A 21,119-nucleotide genomic window follows, 5' to 3' on the forward strand; every position below is an offset into this window, starting at 1 on the left:
CCATGGCCGTGGCGTTAAGCCGTGTTACGCCTGCCGTTGTGCAACGACTTCAGGTACCGGTTCAGGTACTGCTCTACGCGGGACTGTTTGTTTTCGCGGAATATCTTGTCGACTGGCTGCATCTGCCTTTACCCGCCAACCTGGTGGGGATGGTGCTGATGCTGACGCTGATCCTCTGTCGCGCGTTGCCCCTTAACTGGGTGCGCGCCGGGGCGCGCTGGCTGCTGGCGGAGATGCTATTGTTCTTTGTGCCGGCCGTGGTGGCGGTGGTGAATTATGCACAACTGCTGATGGTCGACGGCTGGCGCATCTTTGCGGTTATCGCCCTGAGCACGCTGATGGTGCTGGGCGCCACCGCCTGGGTGGTGGATAAGGTGTATCGCTTTGAAATCAGCAGGCAGAAGCATGACTAACTTTCAGATAAGCCTGCTGTGCCTGATTGCGACAGTTGTCATCTACTTTGCCAACAAGCGCCTGTATCGCCGCTTTCGCGCGCTGCCGCTGATGCCGTTGGTCTTTACGCCGATCCTGCTGGTGCTGATGCTGGTCTTCGGCCATATCTCCTGGCAGAACTACATTGGCGAATCCCACTGGCTGCTGTGGCTGCTCGGCCCGGCGACCATCGCCTTCGCCGTACCCGTTTATGACAACCTCGCTATTATCAGACGCCACTGGATGTCGCTCAGCGCGGGCGTCGTCACCGCGACGGTGGTGGCGGTGTGCAGCTCGGTCTGGCTGGCGCGCCTGTTTACCCTGTCGGATGAAATCCAGCGCAGCCTGGCGGTGCGTTCGGTGACCACGCCGTTTGCGCTGGCAGCCGCCAAACCGCTCGGTGGCCAGCCGGATCTGGTGGCGCTGTTTGTGGTGGTGACGGGCGTCTTTGGGATGGCGGTGGGCGATATGCTGTTTCTGCGGCTTTCTATTCGGGAAGGAATGGCCAAAGGCGCGGGATTTGGCGCGGCGTCGCACGGCGCGGGCACGGCACGTTCCTATGAGCTGGGACAGCAGGAGGGCGTTGTCGCGAGCCTGGTGATGATGCTTTCGGGCGTCACGATGGTGCTGATCGCACCGCTGGTGGCGTGGGTGATGTTTTAAGCTCCCCGGCCAGAGCGACCGGGGAGAAAAGGCTTAGTGCGCGCGGCCCTGCTCAACGCCCAGGCCGGTTTGCGAGCGGATAAACTGGGCGCGGAATTTTTCACGCTCCAGGTTACCCTCCGGTGAATTATCGGTGGCAGAGAAGATCCAGATCCCGATAAACGCCACGGCAATGGAGAACAGCGCCGGGTATTCATACGGGAAGATAGCGCTTTCGTGACCGAGGATCTGCACCCAGATGGTCGGGCCGAGGATCATCAGAATCACCGCCGTCAGCAGGCCCAGCCAGCCGCCGATCATCGCCCCACGGGTGGTCAGTTTTGACCAGTACATGGAGAGCAGAATGATCGGGAAGTTACAGCTTGCCGCAATCGAGAAGGCCAGCCCGACCATAAAGGCGATATTCTGTTTCTCGAACAAAATCCCCAGCAGGATGGCGACAACGCCCAGCACCAGCACGGTGATTTTGGAGACTTTTAGCTCATCGCGCTCGCTCGCGCCTTTACGGAAAACGTTGGCGTAGAGGTCATGCGAGACCGCCGACGCGCCGGCCAGCGTCAGCCCTGCAACCACCGCGAGGATGGTGGCGAAGGCCACGGCAGAGATAAAGCCAAGGAACAGGTTGCCGCCCACCGCGTCGGCCAGATGCACCGCCGCCATGTTGTTACCGCCGATAAGCGCGCCCGCCGCGTCTTTAAACGCCGGGTTCGCCCCCACAAGCATGATCGCGCCAAAGCCGATAATAAAGGTCAGGATATAGAAGTAACCCATAAACCCGGTGGCGTAGAACACGCTCTTACGCGCTTCACGCGCATCTGACACCGTGAAGAAGCGCATCAGGATATGCGGCAGACCTGCGGTACCGAACATCAGGCCGAGACCGAGCGAGAGCGCGGATATCGGATCTTTCACCAGCCCACCCGGGCTCATGATCGCTTCCCCTTTCGGATGCACTGACATGGCTTCGGTAAACAGATTATTGAAGCTGAACCCAACGTGCTTCATCACCATAAAGGCCATAAAGCTGGCGCCGAACAGCAGCAGTACCGCTTTGATGATCTGTACCCAGGTGGTGGCCAGCATGCCGCCGAACAGGACATACATCACCATCAGCACGCCCACCAGCACCACCGCGATGTGGTAGTTCAGGCCGAACAGCAGCTCGATCAGCTTACCCGCACCCACCATCTGCGCAATCAGGTACAGCGCCACCACCACCAGCGAACCGCAGGCGGAGAGGGTACGAATCGGCCCCTGCTTCAGGCGATAGGAGGCGACGTCAGCAAAGGTATAGCGCCCCAGGTTACGCAGGCGCTCGGCAATCAGGAACAGAATGATCGGCCAGCCGACAAGGAAGCCGAGGGAGTAGATCAGGCCGTCATACCCTGAGGTATACACCAGCGCGGAGATCCCAAGGAACGAGGCGGCAGACATAAAGTCTCCCGCAATCGCCAGACCGTTCTGGAAGCCGGTGATGTTGCCGCCCGCGGTGTAGTAATCGTTACGGGAGCGCACGCGTTTCGACGCCCAGTAGGTGATATACAGCGTCAGCACCACGAAAATCAGGAACATGATAATCGCCTGCCAGTTGGTTGGCTGGCGCTGGACCTCGCCGGTAATGGCATCTGCTGCATGGGCAGCAAAGGGAAGTGTGGCGGCGAGCGCCGTCAGAATTCTCTTCATGATGCTTTTACCTCGCGCAGAACTTCTCTGTTAAGACGATCGAATTCACCGTTCGCACGCCAGACGTACACACCCGTGAGCACAAACGAAATGATGATAACGCCAATCCCAATCGGAATACCGCGCGTGACGCTGGTACCCTCATGCAGCGGGGTGCCCAGCCAGTGCGGCGCAAAGGCGATCAGCAGAATAAAGCCGACGTAGATAATTAGCATGATGATGGAAAGCAAGAAGGCAAACCGTTGCCGTTTTTCGACCAGCTCCCTGTAGTGCGCACTATTCTCTATCTGCTGACAAATATCGTTATTCATCACAGAAATCTCCAGAAGTAAGGTTGGTTTGTTTTATCCCCTCTCCCCTATGGGGAGAGGGTTAGGGTGAGGGGAGAGGGAGAAAAAAATTATGAAGGCATTGCGATGGCCTGCTTCTCTTCGAGCAGTTTGTCCACCACGCCAGGATCCGCGAGCGTTGAGGTATCACCGAGGTTACTGGTGTCGCCTGCCGCGATTTTGCGCAGGATACGGCGCATAATCTTGCCGGAACGGGTTTTCGGCAGCGAGTCGGTCCAGTGCAGCACGTCCGGCGTGGCAAGCGGGCCGATCTCTTTACGCACCCAGTTGCGCACCTCGGTATACAGCTCTGGCGACGGCTCTTCGCCGTGGTTCAGGGTGACGTAGGCGTAGATCGCCTGGCCCTTGATGTTGTGCGGAATGCCGACAACCGCCGCTTCGGCAATCTTCGGATGCGACACCAGCGCAGACTCAATCTCCGCCGTGCCCAGACGGTGGCCAGAGACGTTCAGCACGTCGTCCACGCGTCCGGTGATCCAGTAATAACCGTCTTCATCCCGGCGCGCGCCGTCGCCGCTGAAGTACATGTTTTTGAAGGTCGAGAAGTAGGTCTGCTCGAACCGCTCGTGGTCGCCGAACAGGGTACGCGCCTGGCCAGGCCAGGAATCGACGATCACCAGATTGCCCTCGGTGGCGCCTTCCTGCGGATTGCCTTCGTTATCCACTAGTGCAGGCTGTACCCCGAAGAACGGACGGGTGGCCGAACCGGCTTTCAGCTGCGTGGCGCCCGGCATCGGGGTGATCATAAAGCCGCCGGTTTCGGTCTGCCACCAGGTGTCCATCACCGGGCACTTCTCGTTGCCGATCTTCTTCCAGTACCACTCCCAGGCTTCCGGGTTGATCGGCTCGCCCACGGAGCCGAGGATGCGCAGGGAAGAGCGGTCCGTGCCTTCGATGGCTTTATCGCCTTCCGCCATTAATGCGCGGATCGCCGTTGGCGCGGTGTAGAGAATGTTGACCTGATGCTTATCAACCACCTGGCACATACGCGCCGGCGTTGGCCAGTTCGGTACGCCTTCAAACATCAGCGTCGTTGCGCCGCAGGCCAGCGGGCCGTACAGCAGGTAGCTGTGGCCGGTGACCCAGCCCACGTCGGCGGTACACCAGTAGATGTCGCCCGGATGGTAGTCGAAAACGTATTTAAAGGTGGTGGCCGCGTAAACCAGATAGCCGCCGGTGGTATGCAGCACGCCTTTCGGCTTACCGGTGGAGCCGGAGGTATAAAGAATAAACAGCGGATCTTCCGCGTTCATCTCTTCCGGCTGATGCTGGTCGCTCGCTTTTTCAATCAGATCGCTCCACCACAGGTCACGCCCCTCGTGCCAGTCGATTTTGCCGCCCGTGCGTTTGAAGACAATGACGTTACTGATGGATTTCACGTTCGGGTTTTTCAGCGCTTCATCAACGTTTTTCTTCAGCGGAATACCGCGCCCGGCGCGCACGCCCTCGTCAGCGGTGATCACCAGCTTCGAATTCGAGTCGACAATACGCCCGGCAACCGCCTCCGGCGAGAAGCCGCCGAAGATAACGGAGTGGATCGCGCCGATGCGCGCGCAGGCCAGCATAGCCACCGCCGCTTCCGGCACCATTGGCATATAGATCGCCACTACATCGCCTTTTTTAATGCCCTGGGCCAGCAGCACGTTGGCAAAGCGGCACACGTCGCGATGCAGTTCTTTATACGAGATGTGTTTACTCTGAGAGGCATCGTCGCCTTCCCAGATGATGGCCGTTTCGTTGCCGCGTTCGGCAAGATGGCGGTCCAGGCAGTTCGCCGCCAGGTTCAGCGTGCCGTCTTCATACCATTTAATGGAGACGTTGCCCGGCGCGAAAGAGGTGTTCTTTACCTTCTGATAAGGTTTGATCCAGTCGAGGATGTGACCCTGCTCACCCCAGAACGCGTCAGGGCTGGAAACGGACTGCTGGTATTTCTCCTGGTACTGCTCCGGACTTATCAGGCAACGGTCCGCAATGTTTGCGGGAATGTCGTGTTTGTGTATTTGGCTCATGGCTTTTTTTCTCCTTGTAAGATGTTAATAATATGTCGCAAAAACGTTAATAGTAGGGGCTTTACAAGCTTTGTTTAGTATTTGGGCGACAGATCACGCAATGTCTGAAGAGTATGAAAATTGAGCGAATGAAACTTTGAAGGGAAATAATTCATCTGAAGAATTATTCACTTTTTTGAAGTGAAAATATTTTGTATAACAAACGGTTATTTATGCGAATTGCTATAAATTACCGTCAATGACACTTTTTGCAGTGAAATGCCTTGTTCTTTAAGGCTTGCGCAGCATGCCGTGCAAATGATACTCATACGGCGCGTTAAAAAATCCCATAAACCAACGCAACACAATTCATACCCTTTCAGTATGTCTCCATATTCATGCAGTTTTGATGGTGCGGAGATTTCATTGAGGAAGTCAGTTTCTATGAAAAATTTGAAAGTCAGCCTGGCCTGGCAGATCCTGCTGGCCCTTGTGCTGGGCATCTTGCTGGGCAGTTACCTCCATTATCATAGCGACAGCCGCGAGTGGCTGATTGCGAACCTTCTCTCCCCTGCGGGCGATATCTTTATTCATCTGATCAAGATGATTGTTGTGCCGATTGTGATCTCGACGCTGGTAGTCGGTATCGCGGGTGTTGGTGATGCGAAACAGTTAGGCCGCATCGGCGTTAAAACCATTCTCTATTTCGAAGTGATCACCACGGTTGCCATCGTACTTGGCATCACCCTGGCGAACGTGTTCCAGCCTGGTGCCGGGATCGATATGTCGCAGCTGGCGACGGTGGATATTTCGAAATACCAAAGCACAACCGCCGATGTGCAGAGCCATTCGCATGGGTTGATGGGGACTATTCTCTCGCTGGTACCGACCAACATTATCGCGTCCATGGCGAAGGGCGAGATGCTGCCGATCATCTTCTTCTCGGTACTCTTTGGCCTGGGGCTTTCTTCCCTGCCCGCGATGCACCGTGAACCGCTGGTGACCGTGTTCCGCTCTATCTCCGAAACCATGTTCAAAGTCACCCACATGGTGATGCGTTATGCGCCGGTCGGGGTGTTCGCGCTGATTGCGGTGACCGTAGCGAACTTCGGCTTTGCCTCCCTGTGGCCGCTGGCGAAGCTGGTGATTCTGGTGCACTTCGCGATTCTGTTCTTCGCGCTGGTGGTGCTGGGCATTGTGGCGCGCCTGTGCGGGCTCAGCATCTGGATCCTGATCCGCATCCTGAAGGATGAGCTGATTCTGGCGTACTCCACGGCAAGCTCCGAGAGCGTACTGCCGCGTATCATTGAGAAGATGGAGGCCTACGGTGCGCCGGCGTCCATTACCAGCTTCGTTGTACCGACCGGTTACTCCTTCAATCTGGATGGTTCAACGCTGTATCAGAGTATTGCAGCGATCTTTATCGCGCAGCTGTACGGCATTGACCTGTCGCTGTGGCAGGAAATCGTGCTGGTTCTGACGCTGATGGTGACTTCAAAAGGGATCGCAGGCGTGCCGGGCGTCTCCTTCGTGGTGCTGCTGGCGACGCTGGGCAGCGTCGGTATTCCGCTGGAAGGCCTGGCGTTTATTGCCGGTGTGGACCGTATCCTCGACATGGCGCGTACCGCGCTGAACGTGGTGGGTAATGCGCTGGCGGTGCTGGTAATCGCTAAGTGGGAACACAAGTTCGACCGTAAAAAAGCGCTGGCGTATGAACGCGAGGTACTGGGTCGTTTTGATAAAACGGCTGACCAGTGATGTAAAAAGCCGGGTGGCGGCTTCGTCTTACCCGGCCTACATAAGCCGTAGGCCCGGTAAGCGCAGCGCCACCGGGCAACAATTTACTCCCCGCTCAATGCATCAAACTCTTCACACCCGGTATCAAACCCTTCGGTACAGCTCAGGTTTAACCAGTAAAGCGCTTTCTGCTTATTCGGTGTGATAAAGCCTTTCTCACCCTGCCTGAACAGCATTCCTGCCCAGTACTCCGCATAGCCCGTCCGGGACAGAGCCGAACTCCGCTTGAACCACGATGCGGCCTGCACGTCATCCTGAGGAACTTCAACGCCGTTGGCATAGATCAGCCCCAGCAGCTGTTGCGCGTCTACCGCCGAGTCGCTATCGATGTCTTCGGTCGCCGATTGCAGCAGTGCGATGGCCTGCGGGTAGTCGGTTTTGCCCGCCTGCGTGTTCACCAGCACACGCGCCAGCATGATCGCGCCGCGTTTGCTGCCCGCAATGTTTGCCTGTTGGGCCAGGGCTTTAGCCTGCGCATAGTCACCCTGCGAAAAGTGGATTTGCGACAGCAGCGCCATGGCGTCGACATCACCGCCTTTTGCCGCTTTTTCCGCCCACAGCGCCGCCTGCGCGCTGTCGCCGGAACTGAACCAGGTATCGGCGAGATAATACTGCGCGCGCGCATCGCCCGCTTCAGCCTGCTTTTTATACTGGCTGCCTATCTCATCGGCATGGGCAAACGCGGTTAAAAATAACAACATCAGAAAAAGGATTTTCATGGATTCTTATCATCTGGGTACACGCCGCGCAGTATAATCGCGGCGACAGAAGAAAAAAACGGGTGCGTTAAGACCTCAGCATCCCACAAGCCGGGCGGAACACGCGTTCCGCCCGAAGAGGTTAGCCTGCGTTACAGGCTAATTTCGCCGCCACCTCCTGATGTTCACTCTTTATTGAAAACTCGCAGAGCCTGCCGCGAGTAATAAAGGTAAAGATCACTATCGTCAGGCAAACAATAAAGACGATGCCTAACGCAGTTTTTAAAGGCGTCATGCCTTTTACTCCTTGTCAAAAAAAGAATAAGAGGCTACTCTCAACTTGTTGGAGTTGAGGGAGTAGCCTCGGGTAAATGAAAATTTCCCGGGGCTTTCTACTTTCTGTCCCTCAACAATGCTCAAGACAGAAAGTCTTAAGCACCCGCCGCACATCTTATCCCTCTGAATTAAAATGCAAAGATGTAATTCTATTCTGCGTAAATTACATTATTTCTGCGAGCCGCTTTCCAGAATAATAATTTCTATTTCTTATGAATTAATCGGAAATAAAAAGGGAGTGAATATATCACTCCCTTTATTCAACGATAAATTAACGGCTTCAACCCATTGCGCTTTCGCGCAGTCGGGCTTTCAGCTTGTTATATTCGTCGATCACATACTGTTCCGCAGCGTGTTGATCCGCAATGGGCTCCACGTTTACGGCGCAGTATTTATACTCCGGCGTTTTGGTTATCGGGCTTAAGTTCTCGGTCACCAGCTCGTTGCAGGCGCCAATCCACCACTGGTAGGTCATATAGACTGCCCCTTTGTTCGGACGGTCGCTGACCTGCGCGCGGGTAATGATGCGGCCTTTACGCGAATTCACCCACACCAGCGCTTCATCTTCAATACCGAGCCGTTCGGCATCGGCGGTGTTGATCTGCGCGTAACCCGGTTCATCCGCCAGCGCCGCCAGCGCGGCGCAGTTGCCGGTCATGGAACGGCAGGAGTAGTGGCCCACTTCACGCACGGTGGAGAGCACCATCGGATACTCGTCGGTGAGCTTATCGATCGGCGCGACCCAGTCGCAGGTGAAGAACTGCGCCAGCCCGTTCGGGGTGTCGAACTTCTCTTTAAAGAGGAATGACGTCCCCTGATCGGATTCTGACTCATCCCGGCACGGCCACTGGATGTAGCCCAGCTCACCCATTTTTTCATAGGTTGCCCCATAAAAGTCCGGGCACAGATGCCGCAACTCGTCCCAGATCTCCTGGGTGTTGTTGTAGTGCATCGGGTAGCCCATGCGGGTGGCGATTTCGCTGATGATCTGCCAGTCCGTTTTCAGATCCCATTTCGGCTCGACGGCCTTGAAGAAGCGCTGGAAACCGCGGTCTGCCGCCGTATAGACACCTTCATGCTCGCCCCAGGAGGTCGACGGCAAAATCACATCCGCCGCTGCCGCGGTTTTGGTCATAAAGATATCCTGAACAATCACCAGCTCCAGATCCTCAAAGCCTTTGCGCACTGCGGACAGTTCGGCGTCGGTCTGGAGCGGATCTTCACCCATGATGTAGGCCGCACGCACTTCACCGTGCGCCGCGCGGTGCGGCAGCTCGCTGATGCGGTATCCGGTGTGTGCCGGCAGCCTTTCCACGCCCCAGGCCTTCGCAAACTTCTCGCGGTTTTCCGGGAATTTGACGTACTGGTAGCCCGGATAGGTATCCGGTAGCGCGCCCATATCACACGCACCCTGCACGTTATTCTGACCACGCACCGGGTTCACGCCCACATGCGCTTTACCCAGATTGCCGGTCAGCATGGCGAGGCTGGTGAGCGAGCGCACGGTTTCCACGCCCTGGTAGAACTGGGTCACACCCATGCCCCACAGAATAGCGGCGGTTTTCGCCCCGGCGTACATCCGCGCCGCCTGGCGGATCTCCTGTGCGCTGACGCCGGTTATCGCCTCTACTGACTCCGGCGTATAGCCTTCGACAATCTTGCGATACTCTTCAAACCCTTCCGTACGGCTCGCGACAAACGCCTGGTCGTAGAGATTCTCCTCAATAATGACGTGCCCCATCGCATTCAACAGCGCGATGTTCGAGCCGTTTTTCAGTGCGATATGCATATCCGCAATGCGCGCGGTTTCAATTTTACGCGGATCGCAGACGATGATTTTCGCCCCGTTCTGTTTGGCGCGAATAACGTGATTCGCGACGATAGGGTGAGAATCCGCCGGGTTATAGCCGAAGATGAACACCAGATCGGTGTTATCTATCTCATTGATGGCATTACTCATTGCGCCGTTACCGACCGACTGGTGCAGACCTGCAACCGATGGGCCGTGTCAGACGCGAGCGCAGCAGTCGACGTTATTGGTACCAATAACGGCGCGCGCGAATTTTTGCATCACATAGTTGGTTTCATTCCCGGTTCCGCGTGAGGAGCCGGTGGTCTGAATCGCATCCGGGCCATACTTGGCCTTGATGGCGCTGAGGCGCGTGGCGACGTAATCCAGCGCTTCATTCCAGGAGACGGCTTCCAGCTTGCCGCCGCGCTCGCGGCGGATCATAGGGGTTTTCAGGCGCGGGGTGAGGATTTGGGTATCGTTAATAAAATCCCAGCCGTAATATCCTTTCAGGCACAGCGTGCCCTGATTGGTTTTACCCTGCGCCGCTTCCGCCCGGACGATTTTGCCGTTATCGACCACCAGGTGGATCTTGCAACCTGAGGCACAATAAGGGCAAACCGTGACGACTTTTTTCATCACTTTGCTCCAGTTAAACAGTTCTTACCTGCCCAATATGCAGCTTCTATGCCATGTTTTTATTATGGGTATTTCCTGACTTTACGACCCTTTGCGGGGCAAAACCCTGACGAAAAACAGCCAATCGTCAAAATTGACGTGTCGAAAGGGCAGGGGATGTGACATGGATTGAATTTCCGTCACGTAAAAAACAATTCGGCTGGAGCCGGCGGCAGAATGGTTCAGACTTAACATAATTCCCTGACGGAAGCATGCGATGAAACCGGCGATTCTGGTGGTTGACGATGATGTCGCAGTCTGCGAACTGCTACAGGATGTGCTCAGCGAGCACGTCTTTACCGTACTGACGTGTCACTCTGGGCAGGACGCGGTGAACCGTGTCCAGCAGGACTCCGGCATTGCGCTGGTTCTGCTGGACATGATGCTGCCGGATATCAACGGATTACAGGTTTTACTGCAACTGCAAAAGCAGCGACCATCGCTACCGGTGGTAATGCTGACGGGGCTGGGAAGTGAATCAGATGTGGTCGTCGGGCTGGAAATGGGCGCTGATGATTACATCGGAAAACCGTTCAATCCGCGCGTGGTGGTCGCCCGCGTTAAGGCGGTGCTGCGGCGTACCGGCGCGCTGGACGCGGAGCCTGCCGCGCCGCGCGTTGAAGGTATTGCCTTTAACGGCTGGACGCTGGACACCACCCGCTGCGAGCTGAGCGATCCGCAGCGTAATACCGTGCCGTTAACACAAGGCGAATATGGCCTGCTGCTGGCATTAACGCAAAACGCCCGCCGGGTACTGAGTCGTGAACAGCTGCTGAAGCTGACCCACAGCGAAAGCGCCGAGGTCTTTGACCGCACTATCGACGTGTTGATCATGCGGCTACGGCGAAAAATTGAGGTCAATCCGCACCAGCCTCTGCTGATCAAAACCATTCGCGGTCTGGGCTATGTTTTTGCCACGGACGTTTCCCATCATGAGAAAGCCGCCTGACCGTTCTCCTGAATAAACGTCTGAAGCTCGGCCAGTGTTTTCGCGCCGTCAATTGCATTAGCCGCCAGCAGGCTGGCCCGCGCGCAGGCGTGCGCCAGATAAATACTCTCCGTCAGCGGCAGGGATTCATGGCAGCCGTATAAAAAGCCCGCGCAAAACGCGTCGCCCGCGCCGACGCTGCCGATAATCTCGTCCTGCGTCAGCTTCCACGACGGAACCCATTGCCCTTTTTCACCCGGCGCTTCACCCCATGCCCCTTCCGGACAGTGGATCACCACCCGCTGTCGCACGCCTGCCGCCAGCAGTTGTGTGGCAGCGTCGGCGATATGGGCCATGTTCAGCGCATCATGGCCGTCACGGATCTCAAGCCCGCTAAACTCACCGGCTTCCAGCTCGTTAATCACCAGATAATCAAGATGGCGCAGGGCAGGGAGCACCAGCGGCTGATAGCGCGGATCGCCCTTGCGGGACACCAGATCGAGCGAGGTTTCATACCCCTGATCGCGCATCTGTGCCAGTAACCGCGCGCTGCGGGTGCCAAATTCCTCGTCCGGCATGTCCAGGCTGTCGAGCAGCAGCAGGTAGCCGAGATGGAAGATCTTCAGCGATCCGTCTAAACGATCGAAGGCGGGAAGATCCAGCAGGCGGTTGGCGCCCGGCGAGTGGAAAAAAGTGCGCTGTCCGCTGGGGTCGGTCATCACCTGCGACATCGACGTTGGGGCGAACGTTGTACGCTGCACGCGCTGGCGATTGACGTGATACTGGTCGAGCATCGCCAGAATATAGTCTCCGTCGCTGTCTTCCCCAATCAGCCCCACCGCCTGTAACGGCAGGCCGACGTGCATTTTCGCCAGCGTCAGCAGAACGTTGAGCGGCGCACCGCCGGTTGAGCGCTCACTGTGGGTGATTTCCGCCAGCCAGCCGCGCTCCGGCCACTGTACGATCTGGTGGACGTGATCCACCAGCATGTTGCCTGCGGCGATAATCCCTTTGCGTTCCATTATGCCTGCCCCGCGCTGCCGAAGATGCGCATCTGTTCCGCAACCGTATCGGTAATGGCCTCTTCAATGCCCAGCAGCAGTTCGGCAAACTCATCGTACAGCGGCTGGCGGTTTGCCATGCGCTGCTCAGCGGCGGCGAGCGCGGCCTGCGACATGCCGGTATAAAAGTTGATTTTATGAATGCCCAGCTCGATGGCGCGGCGGAAATCAGTATCGCTTATGCCAGAGCCGCCGTGTAAAACCAGCGGCAGGCCCGTCTGCTGTCGAATGGCGTCCAGACGCGGGAAATCAAGCTTCGGCTCGCCCTTGTATTTGCCGTGCGCGTTGCCAATGGCGACCGCCAGCGCGTCGATACCGGTTAAATCGACAAACTCGCGCGCCAGCTGCGGATCGGTGAAGAAGGCTTCATCCGCATGCCCGTAAAGCGCACCCCCTTCATCACCCCCGACCGCGCCCAGCTCCGCCTCTACCGAGACGCCCACCGCATGGCACATCTTCACCACTTCCCGCGTCTGGCGGATATTTTCCTCATAGCTCAGCGTCGAGCCGTCGAACATCACCGAGCTGAACCCTAAGCGCAGGGCGCGCACGACGGCCTCAAAATGCAGCCCGTGGTCGAGGTTAAGCACCACGGGAATATCGTGACGGGCGGCTTCGAACTTCACTGCTTCGACAAGCGACTCCAGAGACACGTACTTAAAATGCACTTCGGCGATGTTGATGATGAACGGCGAGCGTTCCTGTTTCGCGGCGGCAAACAGCGCGCGCAGGAAGTGGGAGTCGAGCACGTTGAACGCGCCCAGGGCGTAGCGGTGTTCCCTGGCGTGGGCCAGACCATCGGCAAGAGAAATCAATGGCATCATTCACTCCTTATATCCGAAACAGGTTGTACTCGTTGCACAGCACCAGCACCGCCGGTTCGTCTTCTTCGATGGTGTTGTAGCGATCGATGGGCTGTAAAAAGTGGTTGTCGTGTTCATCGTCATTGACCGACGACACTTCGCCCACCAGCACGTCGCCAAAGCCGCGTTCACCCCAGAAACTGTGGTACAGGCCGGGCGTCAGGCAGATGCTCTCCCCTGGTGTGAGGCGCAGCTGGCTGCCGGGCGCGTGCGTCTGCCGACAGCCGTCGACGGTAACGGTCACGTCGGTGTTTTCGGTCTCTTCATGCGCGCCCGCATTCCATAACTCAATAATCAGATTCCCGCCGCCGCGGTTAATGATGTCCTCCCGCTTGCGCCAGTGAAAATGCATCGGCGTCACCTGGCCGTCGCGGACGTGCAGGATTTTTTCGGCATAGCACTTTTCATAGGGCACGCCGTTGGGGGAGCCGTTGCGCAGGGTGAACAGCGTTAACCCCTGTGCAGCGAAGTTGTTGCCACCAAATGCCGTCACGTCCCAGCCGAGCCTGAGGTCAAACACCTCCTGCCATGCAGCCTGGTCAAGCTGCTGCCATTTTGTCGGCGGAAAGCTGGCAAAAGGCGGGAGATGCACGTCGTGCATGGAGAAGAACTGCCGAGTATGGCCGAGGATTTCATTGATGTCGGAGCGTTTCATGGTGACTCCTTTAAAACAGTTCCCTCTCCCTGCGGGAGAGGGAAAAGGATCATTTAACCGTCCACCCCTTATACGTGCCGACGTTCTTTTTATCGATCATCGTCACCGGGATCAGCACGGGCTCTTTCGGCGCAGGTTTGCCCTGAAGAATGTCATAGCCGATCTCCACCGCCTTCGCCGCCATCACCTGCGGATCCTGCGCTGGCGTCGCCACAAACAGGGAGTTTTCGCGCTTCAGGGCTTCTTCACCGTCCGGGCTGCCATCCACACCAACGATAAAGAACTCGTTGCGCTGCGCCTGCTTCGCGGCCAGATCGGCGCCGATCGCGGTAGGATCGTTAATCGCGAATACGCCGTCTATCTTCGGATTAGCCGCCAGCAGGGAGGTCATGACCTCCAGCCCGCCTTCACGGCTGCCTTTGGCGTTCTGGTTATCCGAGAGCACTTTGATATCCGGGTGGCGCCTGAACTCGGTCTGGCAGCCCTCCACGCGGTTTTGTACCGCAGAAACCGGCGGCCCGTTGATGATCACCACGTTGCCTTTACCTTTCAGGCGGTCGGTAATGTACTTACAGGCCATCTCACCCGCCTGGGTGTTATCGGAGGTGATGGTCGCATCGGCTCCTTCCGCCGCCACGTCAACCGCCACGACCACGATCCCCGCCTCTTTGGCGCGTTTTACCGCCGGGCCGATCCCTTTGGAATCCGCGGCGTTGAGGATGATCATGTCCACTTTCGCCGCAATGAAGTTATCAATCTGCGACACCTGCTGGCCCAGATCGTACCCGCTGGAGACCAGCGTCACCTTGACGTTGTCCCCCGCCAGCTTGCGCGCTTCCAGCTCGGCACCTTTGGTGATCTGCACGAAGAACGGGTTAGCCAGGTCGCCCACCGTCACGCCGATGGATTTCAGATCTTTTGCCTGCGCAAACGGGGTTGCGGCCAGCAGCGCGCCAGCACAGAGCGCGGTCACTAAGGGCTTCAATCTCATGCTGTATTCCTCACGTAGGGTATTGTTGTTATGCACTTTGATGGTGTCGGGTACGGTATTTGTCGATCAGCACCGCAATGATGATCACCGCCCCTTTGATCACCAGCTGCCAGAAGTAGGAGACGCCCATCAGCGTCATGCCGTTGTTGAGGGTGGCGATGATCAAGGCACCGACCAGCGTGCCGGTGATCGTGCCGATCCCGCCGACGAAGCTGGTGCCGCCGAGGATCACCGCCGCAATTGCATCCAGCTCATACCCCGTGCCGAGGTTGCCATTGGCGCTGTAGAGACGTGAAGCGCTCATGACGCCGCCGAGACCGGAGAGCAGGCCGCTCATGCCGTAGACAAACAGCAGCACCAGCCAGACCTTAATGCCCGTTAAGCGCGCCGCCTGCATATTGCCGCCGACCGCATAGATGTGAACGCCGAGGGTTGTGCGACGCAGAATAAACCAGCACACCACAATCACCGCCAGGGCGATCACAACCAGCCAGGGGATCGGGCCGAGGTAGTTATTGCCGATCCACTCGAAGTTGATGTTGGAGTTAATGACCGTCGTGCCGTCCGCCAGCAGGTAGGCCGCGCCGCGCAGCGCCGTGTAGGTGCCGAGCGTGACGATAAATGGCGGAAGTCCGGCGAAGGCCACCAGCGCGCCGTTGAACAGCCCCAGTACCATACCGAGCATTAGCGCCGCCGGAATGGAGAGCATCGCAAATTCAGGGATAAGCGAGACCACCATCGCCGCCACCGCCGTGGTGCCCAGAATCGAGCCCACGGAGAGGTCAATCCCGCCGGTCAGGATGATGAAGGTCATCCCGGCCGCCAGAACAATGTTGATCGACGCCTGCCGGGTAATATTGAGCAGGTTACTTTCTGTGAAAAAGTTCGGAGCGATAAAGCCAAATACAGCCACAATCAGGATTAAAATCGGCAAAATGCCGATCGTTTGCATCAGATCGCTCATCAGCATTTTTTTGGCAGAGGCGGATTTCGCCACCTGCTGCGGATGGGTTGGAGTTGTCATAATTACACCGCCTGATGATGTGTGTCGTTCACGCCGGTTGCCAGCGTCATGATGTTTTCCTGAGAGATGTCGCGCCCGTGCAGTTCACCCGCAATGCTGCCTTCCCGCATCACGTACACCCGGTCGCTCATTCCTACTACTTCCGGCAGCTCGCTGGAGATCATCAGGATCGCCACCCCTTTGCGCGCCATCTGGTTCATGATGCGGTAGATCTCGCTTTTTGCCCCGACGTCCACGCCGCGCGTGGGTTCGTCCAGAATCAGAATGCGCGGGCCTATCGCCACCCAGCGGGAGATCAGCAGTTTTTGCTGGTTGCCGCCGGAGAGCCCGCCTGCGCGCACCTGAGAATGCGGCACGCGGATATTGAGCAGGGCGATGGCGTCATCGGAAATCGACTGCGCTTTTTTGCGGTTCAGCCAGCCGAAGGTGGCGTCGCGCTCCAGCGTCGCCATGGTGATGTTCTCCTGCGCCGCCAGCTCCAGAAATAGCCCCTGCTCCTTGCGGTTCTCGGTGAGAAAACCGATGCCGTTCTCAATGGCCGCGCGCGGGGAGTGGATCACCACCGGTTCGCCGTCCACCTCAATCATGCCGCCGGTGGCTTTGCGCACGCCGAAGATCAGCTGCGCCAGCTCAGAACGCCCGGCGCCGACCAGCCCTGCCAGCCCGACGATTTCACCGGAGCGAACCTGCAAACTGCACGGCTGCACTTTTTTGCCATCCGTGAGGTGATGCACGTTCAGACGCGGGCTGCCGAGCGGAATATCGCGCTCTTTGTTGAACAGGTCGCTTAACGGACGACCCACCATCATGCGCACCAGCTCGGAGGCGTTGAGCTTGTCGCGCGTCAGGCTGCCGACGTATTGCCCGTCGCGTAGCACGCTGACGCGGTCAGAGAGTTCATACACTTCCGCCATGCGGTGGCTGATGTAGATAATCGCCATCCCTTCATCGCGCAGGCGCAAAATCAGTTCGAACAGACGGTGGGTTTCGCGTGAGGAGAGGGCGGCGGTAGGTTCGTCCATCACCAGAATGCGGCTGTTGCGGTGCAGCGCGCGGGCGATCTCCACCTGCTGTTGCTCGGCGATGGTCAGTTTCATGACCAGGTCGGTGGCGCTGAACTGCGCGCCCAGACGGTCAATGACCGCCTGGGCCTGGGCAGCCATCTCTTTGCGCTGGACCAGCCCGCCGCGCGACAGCTCGCTACCGAGAAAAATGTTTTCCGCCACGGTCAGGTTAGGAGCAAGCTGCATCTCCTGATAAATCAGGGTAATGCCTGCGGCCAGCGCATCCTTCGGCCCTTTGATGTGAAACGGCTGACCGTCGATGAGGATGTCGCCGCTGCTGGCGGTATAGGCGCCTGCGAGGATCTTCATCAGCGTGCTCTTTCCGGCGCCGTTTTCCCCCATCAGCGCGTGGATCTCACCGGGGAAAACCGTCAAATCCACGCCCTTGAGCGCGTGGAAATTGCCAAAGGTTTTGGCAATGTGGCGCATCTCTAAAACCGGGGTTCTGCTCATGGCGGATCTCCTGTGAATGTCGATATCTGCACTTCATCACAGGCGCGTAAATGCAAAATGTCAGAAGCTGTTCATATTTGTCATAGTTATGAATAGCTAATCGCCATCACATTTTCCTTTTCCCTCTCCCTGTGGGAAGAGGGCCAGGGTGAGGGCACCAAACCGCAGAGGAGCCCAAACCCATGCCATCACGCCCCCCGTTCTTCACCAGCGCCCGCGGTCGCCTGCTGATATTTAACCTGCTGGTGGTGGCGGTAACGCTGATGGTCAGCGGCGTGGCGGTGCTCGGCTTTCGTCATGCCAGCCAGATCCAGGAGCAGGTGCAGCAGCAAACGCTGGATGACATGACCGGCAGCATGAACCTCGCGCGCGACACGGCCAACGTGGCAACGGCGGCGGTGCGGCTGTCGCAGGTGGTCGGTGCGCTGGAGTACAAAGGCGAAGCTGAGCGGCTTAAACAGACGCAGATGGCGCTGCGCCACTCGCTGGAGCAGCTTGCCGATGCGCCGCTGGCGCAGCAGGAGCCGGCGCTGGTGACGCGTATTATTCGCAGGAGCAATGAGTTACAGCAGAGCGTGACGGGAATGCTGGAGCGCGGGCAAAAACGGCATCTGGAGCGTAACGCGCTGCTCAGCGCGCTGTATCAAAGCCAAAGCTACCTGCGTCATTTGCAGGATATCAACCGTCGTTACGCGAGCAATGTGCCAGACCCCCGGCAGCTTGCTGAGATGGACAGGCTGATCGTTGCCGCCATTGATACCCCTTCACCGCGCGCCACGGTGCAGCAGTTGGATGCAGTAACCGCGATGTTACCCGCGAGCGCCCTGCAACCGGTGGTCAACCTGGTGCTCCCGGATTTTAATGATGAGCTGCGCAAGCTCGCGCCACTGTCGAAGCAGCTGGAAGAGAGCGATCTGTCCATCAGCTGGTACATGTTCCACATCAAGGCGCTGGTAGCGATATTAAACCGCGACATCAATCAGTACGTTGAACAGGTGGCACAGGCCTCCCGGCTGCGTACCGCCCAAAGTCACCAGGAGCTGCGCTCCATCAGCGTGTTTATCAGCGTTTTCGCGGTGCTGGCGCTGATCATCACCGGCTGCGCCTGCTGGTATATTTATCGCAATCTGGGCTCCAACCTGACGGCTATCTCAAGGGCAATGTCGCGTCTCGCTCACGGAGAGCAGAATGTGTCGGTGCCCGCACTACAGCGGCGTGATGAGCTGGGGGAACTGGCGCGCGCGTTTAACGTTTTTGCACGCAATACCGCTTCGCTGGAGCACACCACGCGGCTGCTTAAGGAGAAGACCTCGCAGATGGAGGTCGACCGCATCGAACGTCAGGGGCTGGAGGAGGCGCTGCTGCACAGCCAGAAAATGAAGGCGGTCGGGCAACTGACGGGCGGTCTGGCGCATGATTTTAATAACCTGCTGGCGGTGATTATCGGCAGTCTGGAGCTGACCGATTCAGCGTCACCGGACGCGCCGCGCATCACTCGTGCGCTCAAAGCCGCGGAACGCGGGGCCATGCTCACCCAGCGTCTGCTGGCCTTCTCGCGCAAGCAATCCCTGCAACCCCATGCGGTAGAGATGAAGCCGCTGCTGGAGAACCTGAGCGAGCTGATGCGGCACTCCCTTCCCGCCACGCTGACGCTGGATATTGAAGCGCAAACCCCGGCCTGGCCCGCATGGATTGACGTCAGCCAGCTGGAAAACGCCATTATCAACCTGGTGATGAACGCCCGTGATGCAATGGAGGGGCAAAACGGTGTGATTAAAATCCGCACCTGGAACCAGCGTGTGACCCGCAGCGACGGGCGCAGGCAGGATATGGTCGCGCTGGAGGTGATTGACCACGGCTGTGGGATGTCGCAGGAGGTGAAATCGCAGGTCTTTGAACCGTTCTTCACCACCAAACAGACCGGCAGCGGCAGCGGATTAGGGCTGTCGATGGTGTACGGCTTTGTGCGTCAGTCCGGGGGGCGCGTTGAGATCGAAAGCGCGCCGGGGCAGGGAACCACCGTGCGGCTCCAGCTGCCGCGCTCGACGCTGCCCGCGTTCTCCAATGATGCCGCGCTGGCGACCACGGCCCCGACAGAAAGTGAGCTGCTTGTGCTGGTCCTGGAAGATGAGGCGGGCGTGCGGCATACCCTGTGTGAGCAACTGCACCAGCTTGGCTACCTGACGCTCGAAGCCGAAAACGGCGAGCAGGCGCTGAACATGCTGGACGCATCACCGGATATCGGCATGTTTATCAGCGACCTGATGCTGCCGGGCGGCCTGAGCGGTGCGGAGGTGATCGGCCATGTACGCAGCCACTATCCGCAGTTGCCGGTGCTGCTGATCAGCGGGCAGGATTTGCGCCCGGCGCATAACCCGCAGCTGCCGGACGTTCCATTACTGCGTAAGCCGTTTACCCGCCAGCAGCTGGCGCAGGCACTGCGGAAGGTGATGGTAATTTGAGATTCCTCCGCTACTCCCGTTAACAGCCAGTCATTACTTTAAGGCCAGTTCACCTGCGAGTCTGGCCTTATGAAACGTTACTCTACCGCCCTGTTATTTGGCTTGCTGACTTTAACCAGCCAGCTGGCGCATGCCGATGTGATTGATGACGCCATTGGCAACATTCAGCAGGCGATCAACGATGCCTACAACCCCAGCAGCAGCCGTAATGACGATGACGACGATCGTTACGACCGCAGCCGTCAAATCGACAGCCGACAGTACGACGATCGTCGTCGGCAGCTCGAAGACAGACGCCGCCGTTTAGACGAGCGTCAGCGTCAGTTGGACGACGACAGGCGTCGGTTAGAAGAGGACGAGCGCAGGTTGGAAGACGATTACGATCGCGGCTAAGTGCGGCCTGTTGCCCTCACCCCAACCCTCTCCCACGGGAGAGGGAGAAAACCTAATCCAGCACCATCACCAGCCCGTCATACCCCGCTTCAATGCCGGACGGCAGCGGGTTATCCATCATCCACACGTCAAACTGATGGCTGATATGCGTCAGGATCACCTGCGGACAGCCAATCACCTCGTTCAGCGCAATCACCGTATTCAAATCACAATGGTTGCGCGGCGTCTCCGGGCGCGGTTCATGGCTACAGTCGATAATCATCGCCTGCGGCTGATTGTTTAGCAGAAACGTCACCGTTTTATCCGGCAGTCCGGCGGTATCAGAAAGCCACGCCACGCGGCTGTGGGCGGACTCCAGCAGATAGCCAAACGTGAGTTTTGAATGGTTGAGCGGCAGCGGCGTGACCCGCAAGCCCTGAAGTTCAAACGTCACAAATGGCTCCACCGTGTGGCTGAAATCCAGGATGCCCGGATGTTTGAACAGATCGTCACAGCCTGCCTCGTCTGGCGGACCGTAGACGGGAATGGTGGCGCCTACGCCCCAGCGCAGAGGGAAAAGCCCCTGAACGTGATCCATATGATAATGGGTAAGCAAAAACTGCTGGAAGCTGCCCGCAGGCCAGTCGTCCATCAGGTGTGGAATACCCGCGTCCAGCAAGGTGACCGCATCGTTGAATTTCACCGCCGCGCTACAGGGGCGACGGCGATAATTTTCCTGTAAACGCGCCCGTCGGCACGCCGCGCAGTCGCAGCCAAACACCGGCACCAGCTGCGCCCCTCCGGTTCCTGTCAGCGTGATCGTCAGACTCAT

19 protein-coding genes are annotated in these 21,119 nt (G+C 57.9%); 6 read left to right on the forward strand and 13 right to left on the reverse strand.

Translation table 11 applies throughout. The annotated features are described in order from the left end of the window. Window positions 1-2: 2 nt before the first annotated feature. Both BFV63_RS01645 and BFV63_RS01650 read left to right on the forward strand, forming a co-directional pair. Window positions 3-413 carry a CidA/LrgA family protein gene (locus tag BFV63_RS01645; RefSeq protein ID WP_022650231.1) on the forward strand — a complete coding sequence of 137 codons (411 nt, stop codon included), beginning with the start codon at window positions 3-5 and terminating at the stop codon, window positions 411-413. Beyond that, entirely contained in the window at window positions 406-1,095 is a 690-nt protein-coding gene (locus BFV63_RS01650; protein WP_022650232.1) for an LrgB family protein, read from the forward strand. Before BFV63_RS01645 ends, BFV63_RS01650 begins: the two co-directional genes overlap by 8 nt. Before the next feature lie 33 nt (window positions 1,096-1,128). Here the strand turns inward: BFV63_RS01650 and actP are convergent, their stop codons facing one another. The 3 genes from actP to acs form a co-directional block, all read right to left on the reverse strand. Next, window positions 1,129-2,778, reverse strand: a complete 1,650-nt coding sequence (gene actP / locus BFV63_RS01655) for a cation/acetate symporter ActP (protein WP_048241534.1) — start codon at window positions 2,776-2,778, stop codon at window positions 1,129-1,131. Next, window positions 2,775-3,089 (reverse strand): DUF485 domain-containing protein, encoded by a 315-nt coding sequence (locus BFV63_RS01660; RefSeq protein WP_032608251.1) that lies wholly within the window; start codon window positions 3,087-3,089, stop codon window positions 2,775-2,777. The genes actP and BFV63_RS01660 overlap by 4 nt, the downstream gene beginning before the upstream one ends. A gap of 89 nt (window positions 3,090-3,178) precedes the next feature. Beyond that, on the reverse strand, window positions 3,179-5,137 hold the full coding sequence (gene acs, locus BFV63_RS01665; protein WP_022650235.1) for an acetate--CoA ligase: 1,959 nt from the start codon (window positions 5,135-5,137) through the stop codon (window positions 3,179-3,181). Window positions 5,138-5,560: 423 nt separating this feature from the next. Here acs and gltP point away from each other — a divergent pair, with 423 nt between their 5' ends. Next, window positions 5,561-6,874, forward strand: coding sequence for a glutamate/aspartate:proton symporter GltP (gene gltP / locus BFV63_RS01670; protein ID WP_048241532.1), 1,314 nt, complete (start codon window positions 5,561-5,563; stop codon window positions 6,872-6,874). Window positions 6,875-6,957: 83 nt separating this feature from the next. Here the strand turns inward: gltP and BFV63_RS01675 are convergent, their stop codons facing one another. The 3 genes from BFV63_RS01675 to fdhF form a co-directional block, all read right to left on the reverse strand. Next, window positions 6,958-7,632 carry a tetratricopeptide repeat protein gene (locus BFV63_RS01675; protein ID WP_003860254.1) on the reverse strand — a complete coding sequence of 225 codons (675 nt, stop codon included), beginning with the start codon at window positions 7,630-7,632 and terminating at the stop codon, window positions 6,958-6,960. A gap of 121 nt (window positions 7,633-7,753) precedes the next feature. After that, window positions 7,754-7,906 carry a Hok/Gef family protein gene (locus BFV63_RS01680; RefSeq protein ID WP_003860252.1) on the reverse strand — a complete coding sequence of 51 codons (153 nt, stop codon included), beginning with the start codon at window positions 7,904-7,906 and terminating at the stop codon, window positions 7,754-7,756. Between the two features lie 321 nt (window positions 7,907-8,227). Next, the gene (fdhF, locus tag BFV63_RS01685) at window positions 8,228-10,375 is read right to left on the reverse strand and encodes a formate dehydrogenase subunit alpha (protein ID WP_080395889.1); all 2,148 of its coding nucleotides are present in this window, start codon (window positions 10,373-10,375) and stop codon (window positions 8,228-8,230) included. A gap of 256 nt (window positions 10,376-10,631) precedes the next feature. Between fdhF and BFV63_RS01695 the strand changes: the two genes are divergently transcribed. Next, window positions 10,632-11,363, forward strand: coding sequence for a response regulator (locus BFV63_RS01695; RefSeq protein WP_003860246.1), 732 nt, complete (start codon window positions 10,632-10,634; stop codon window positions 11,361-11,363). Here the strand turns inward: BFV63_RS01695 and BFV63_RS01700 are convergent. From BFV63_RS01700 to BFV63_RS01725, 6 genes are read right to left on the reverse strand one after another with little or no spacing between them, the layout of a single operon-like run. Beyond that, window positions 11,345-12,364, reverse strand: coding sequence for a carbohydrate kinase family protein (locus tag BFV63_RS01700; protein ID WP_023315232.1), 1,020 nt, complete (start codon window positions 12,362-12,364; stop codon window positions 11,345-11,347). The genes BFV63_RS01695 and BFV63_RS01700 overlap by 19 nt on opposite strands. Next, complete coding sequence (locus tag BFV63_RS01705; protein WP_048241528.1) at window positions 12,364-13,224, reverse strand: ketose 1,6-bisphosphate aldolase; 861 nt, start codon at window positions 13,222-13,224, stop codon at window positions 12,364-12,366. Before BFV63_RS01705 ends, BFV63_RS01700 begins: the two co-directional genes overlap by 1 nt. A gap of 10 nt (window positions 13,225-13,234) precedes the next feature. Next, window positions 13,235-13,921 (reverse strand): D-lyxose/D-mannose isomerase, encoded by a 687-nt coding sequence (locus BFV63_RS01710; RefSeq protein WP_048209963.1) that lies wholly within the window; start codon window positions 13,919-13,921, stop codon window positions 13,235-13,237. Window positions 13,922-13,970: 49 nt separating this feature from the next. Beyond that, the gene (locus BFV63_RS01715) at window positions 13,971-14,912 is read right to left on the reverse strand and encodes an ABC transporter substrate-binding protein (protein ID WP_003860240.1); all 942 of its coding nucleotides are present in this window, start codon (window positions 14,910-14,912) and stop codon (window positions 13,971-13,973) included. Between the two features lie 28 nt (window positions 14,913-14,940). Continuing rightward, a complete protein-coding gene (locus BFV63_RS01720) occupies window positions 14,941-15,936 on the reverse strand; it encodes an ABC transporter permease subunit (protein ID WP_003860239.1) in 996 nt (331 codons plus the stop codon). Between the two features lie 2 nt (window positions 15,937-15,938). Further along, the gene (locus BFV63_RS01725) at window positions 15,939-17,453 is read right to left on the reverse strand and encodes a sugar ABC transporter ATP-binding protein (RefSeq protein WP_003860238.1); all 1,515 of its coding nucleotides are present in this window, start codon (window positions 17,451-17,453) and stop codon (window positions 15,939-15,941) included. Window positions 17,454-17,635: 182 nt separating this feature from the next. Between BFV63_RS01725 and BFV63_RS01730 the strand changes: the two genes are divergently transcribed. Both BFV63_RS01730 and yjdP read left to right on the forward strand, forming a co-directional pair. Then, window positions 17,636-19,915, forward strand: coding sequence for a hybrid sensor histidine kinase/response regulator (locus BFV63_RS01730; RefSeq protein WP_023315235.1), 2,280 nt, complete (start codon window positions 17,636-17,638; stop codon window positions 19,913-19,915). A 69-nt stretch (window positions 19,916-19,984) separates the two neighbouring features. Then, a complete protein-coding gene (gene yjdP / locus BFV63_RS01735; protein ID WP_045343505.1) occupies window positions 19,985-20,308 on the forward strand; it encodes a DDRRRQL repeat protein YjdP in 324 nt (107 codons plus the stop codon). A 52-nt stretch (window positions 20,309-20,360) separates the two neighbouring features. Here the strand turns inward: yjdP and phnP are convergent, their stop codons facing one another. Then, window positions 20,361-21,119, reverse strand: a complete 759-nt coding sequence (gene phnP / locus BFV63_RS01740) for a phosphonate metabolism protein PhnP (RefSeq protein WP_045343506.1) — start codon at window positions 21,117-21,119, stop codon at window positions 20,361-20,363.

The organism is Enterobacter hormaechei subsp. xiangfangensis (assembly GCF_001729785.1).
Taxonomy (GTDB): domain Bacteria; phylum Pseudomonadota; class Gammaproteobacteria; order Enterobacterales; family Enterobacteriaceae; genus Enterobacter; species Enterobacter hormaechei_C.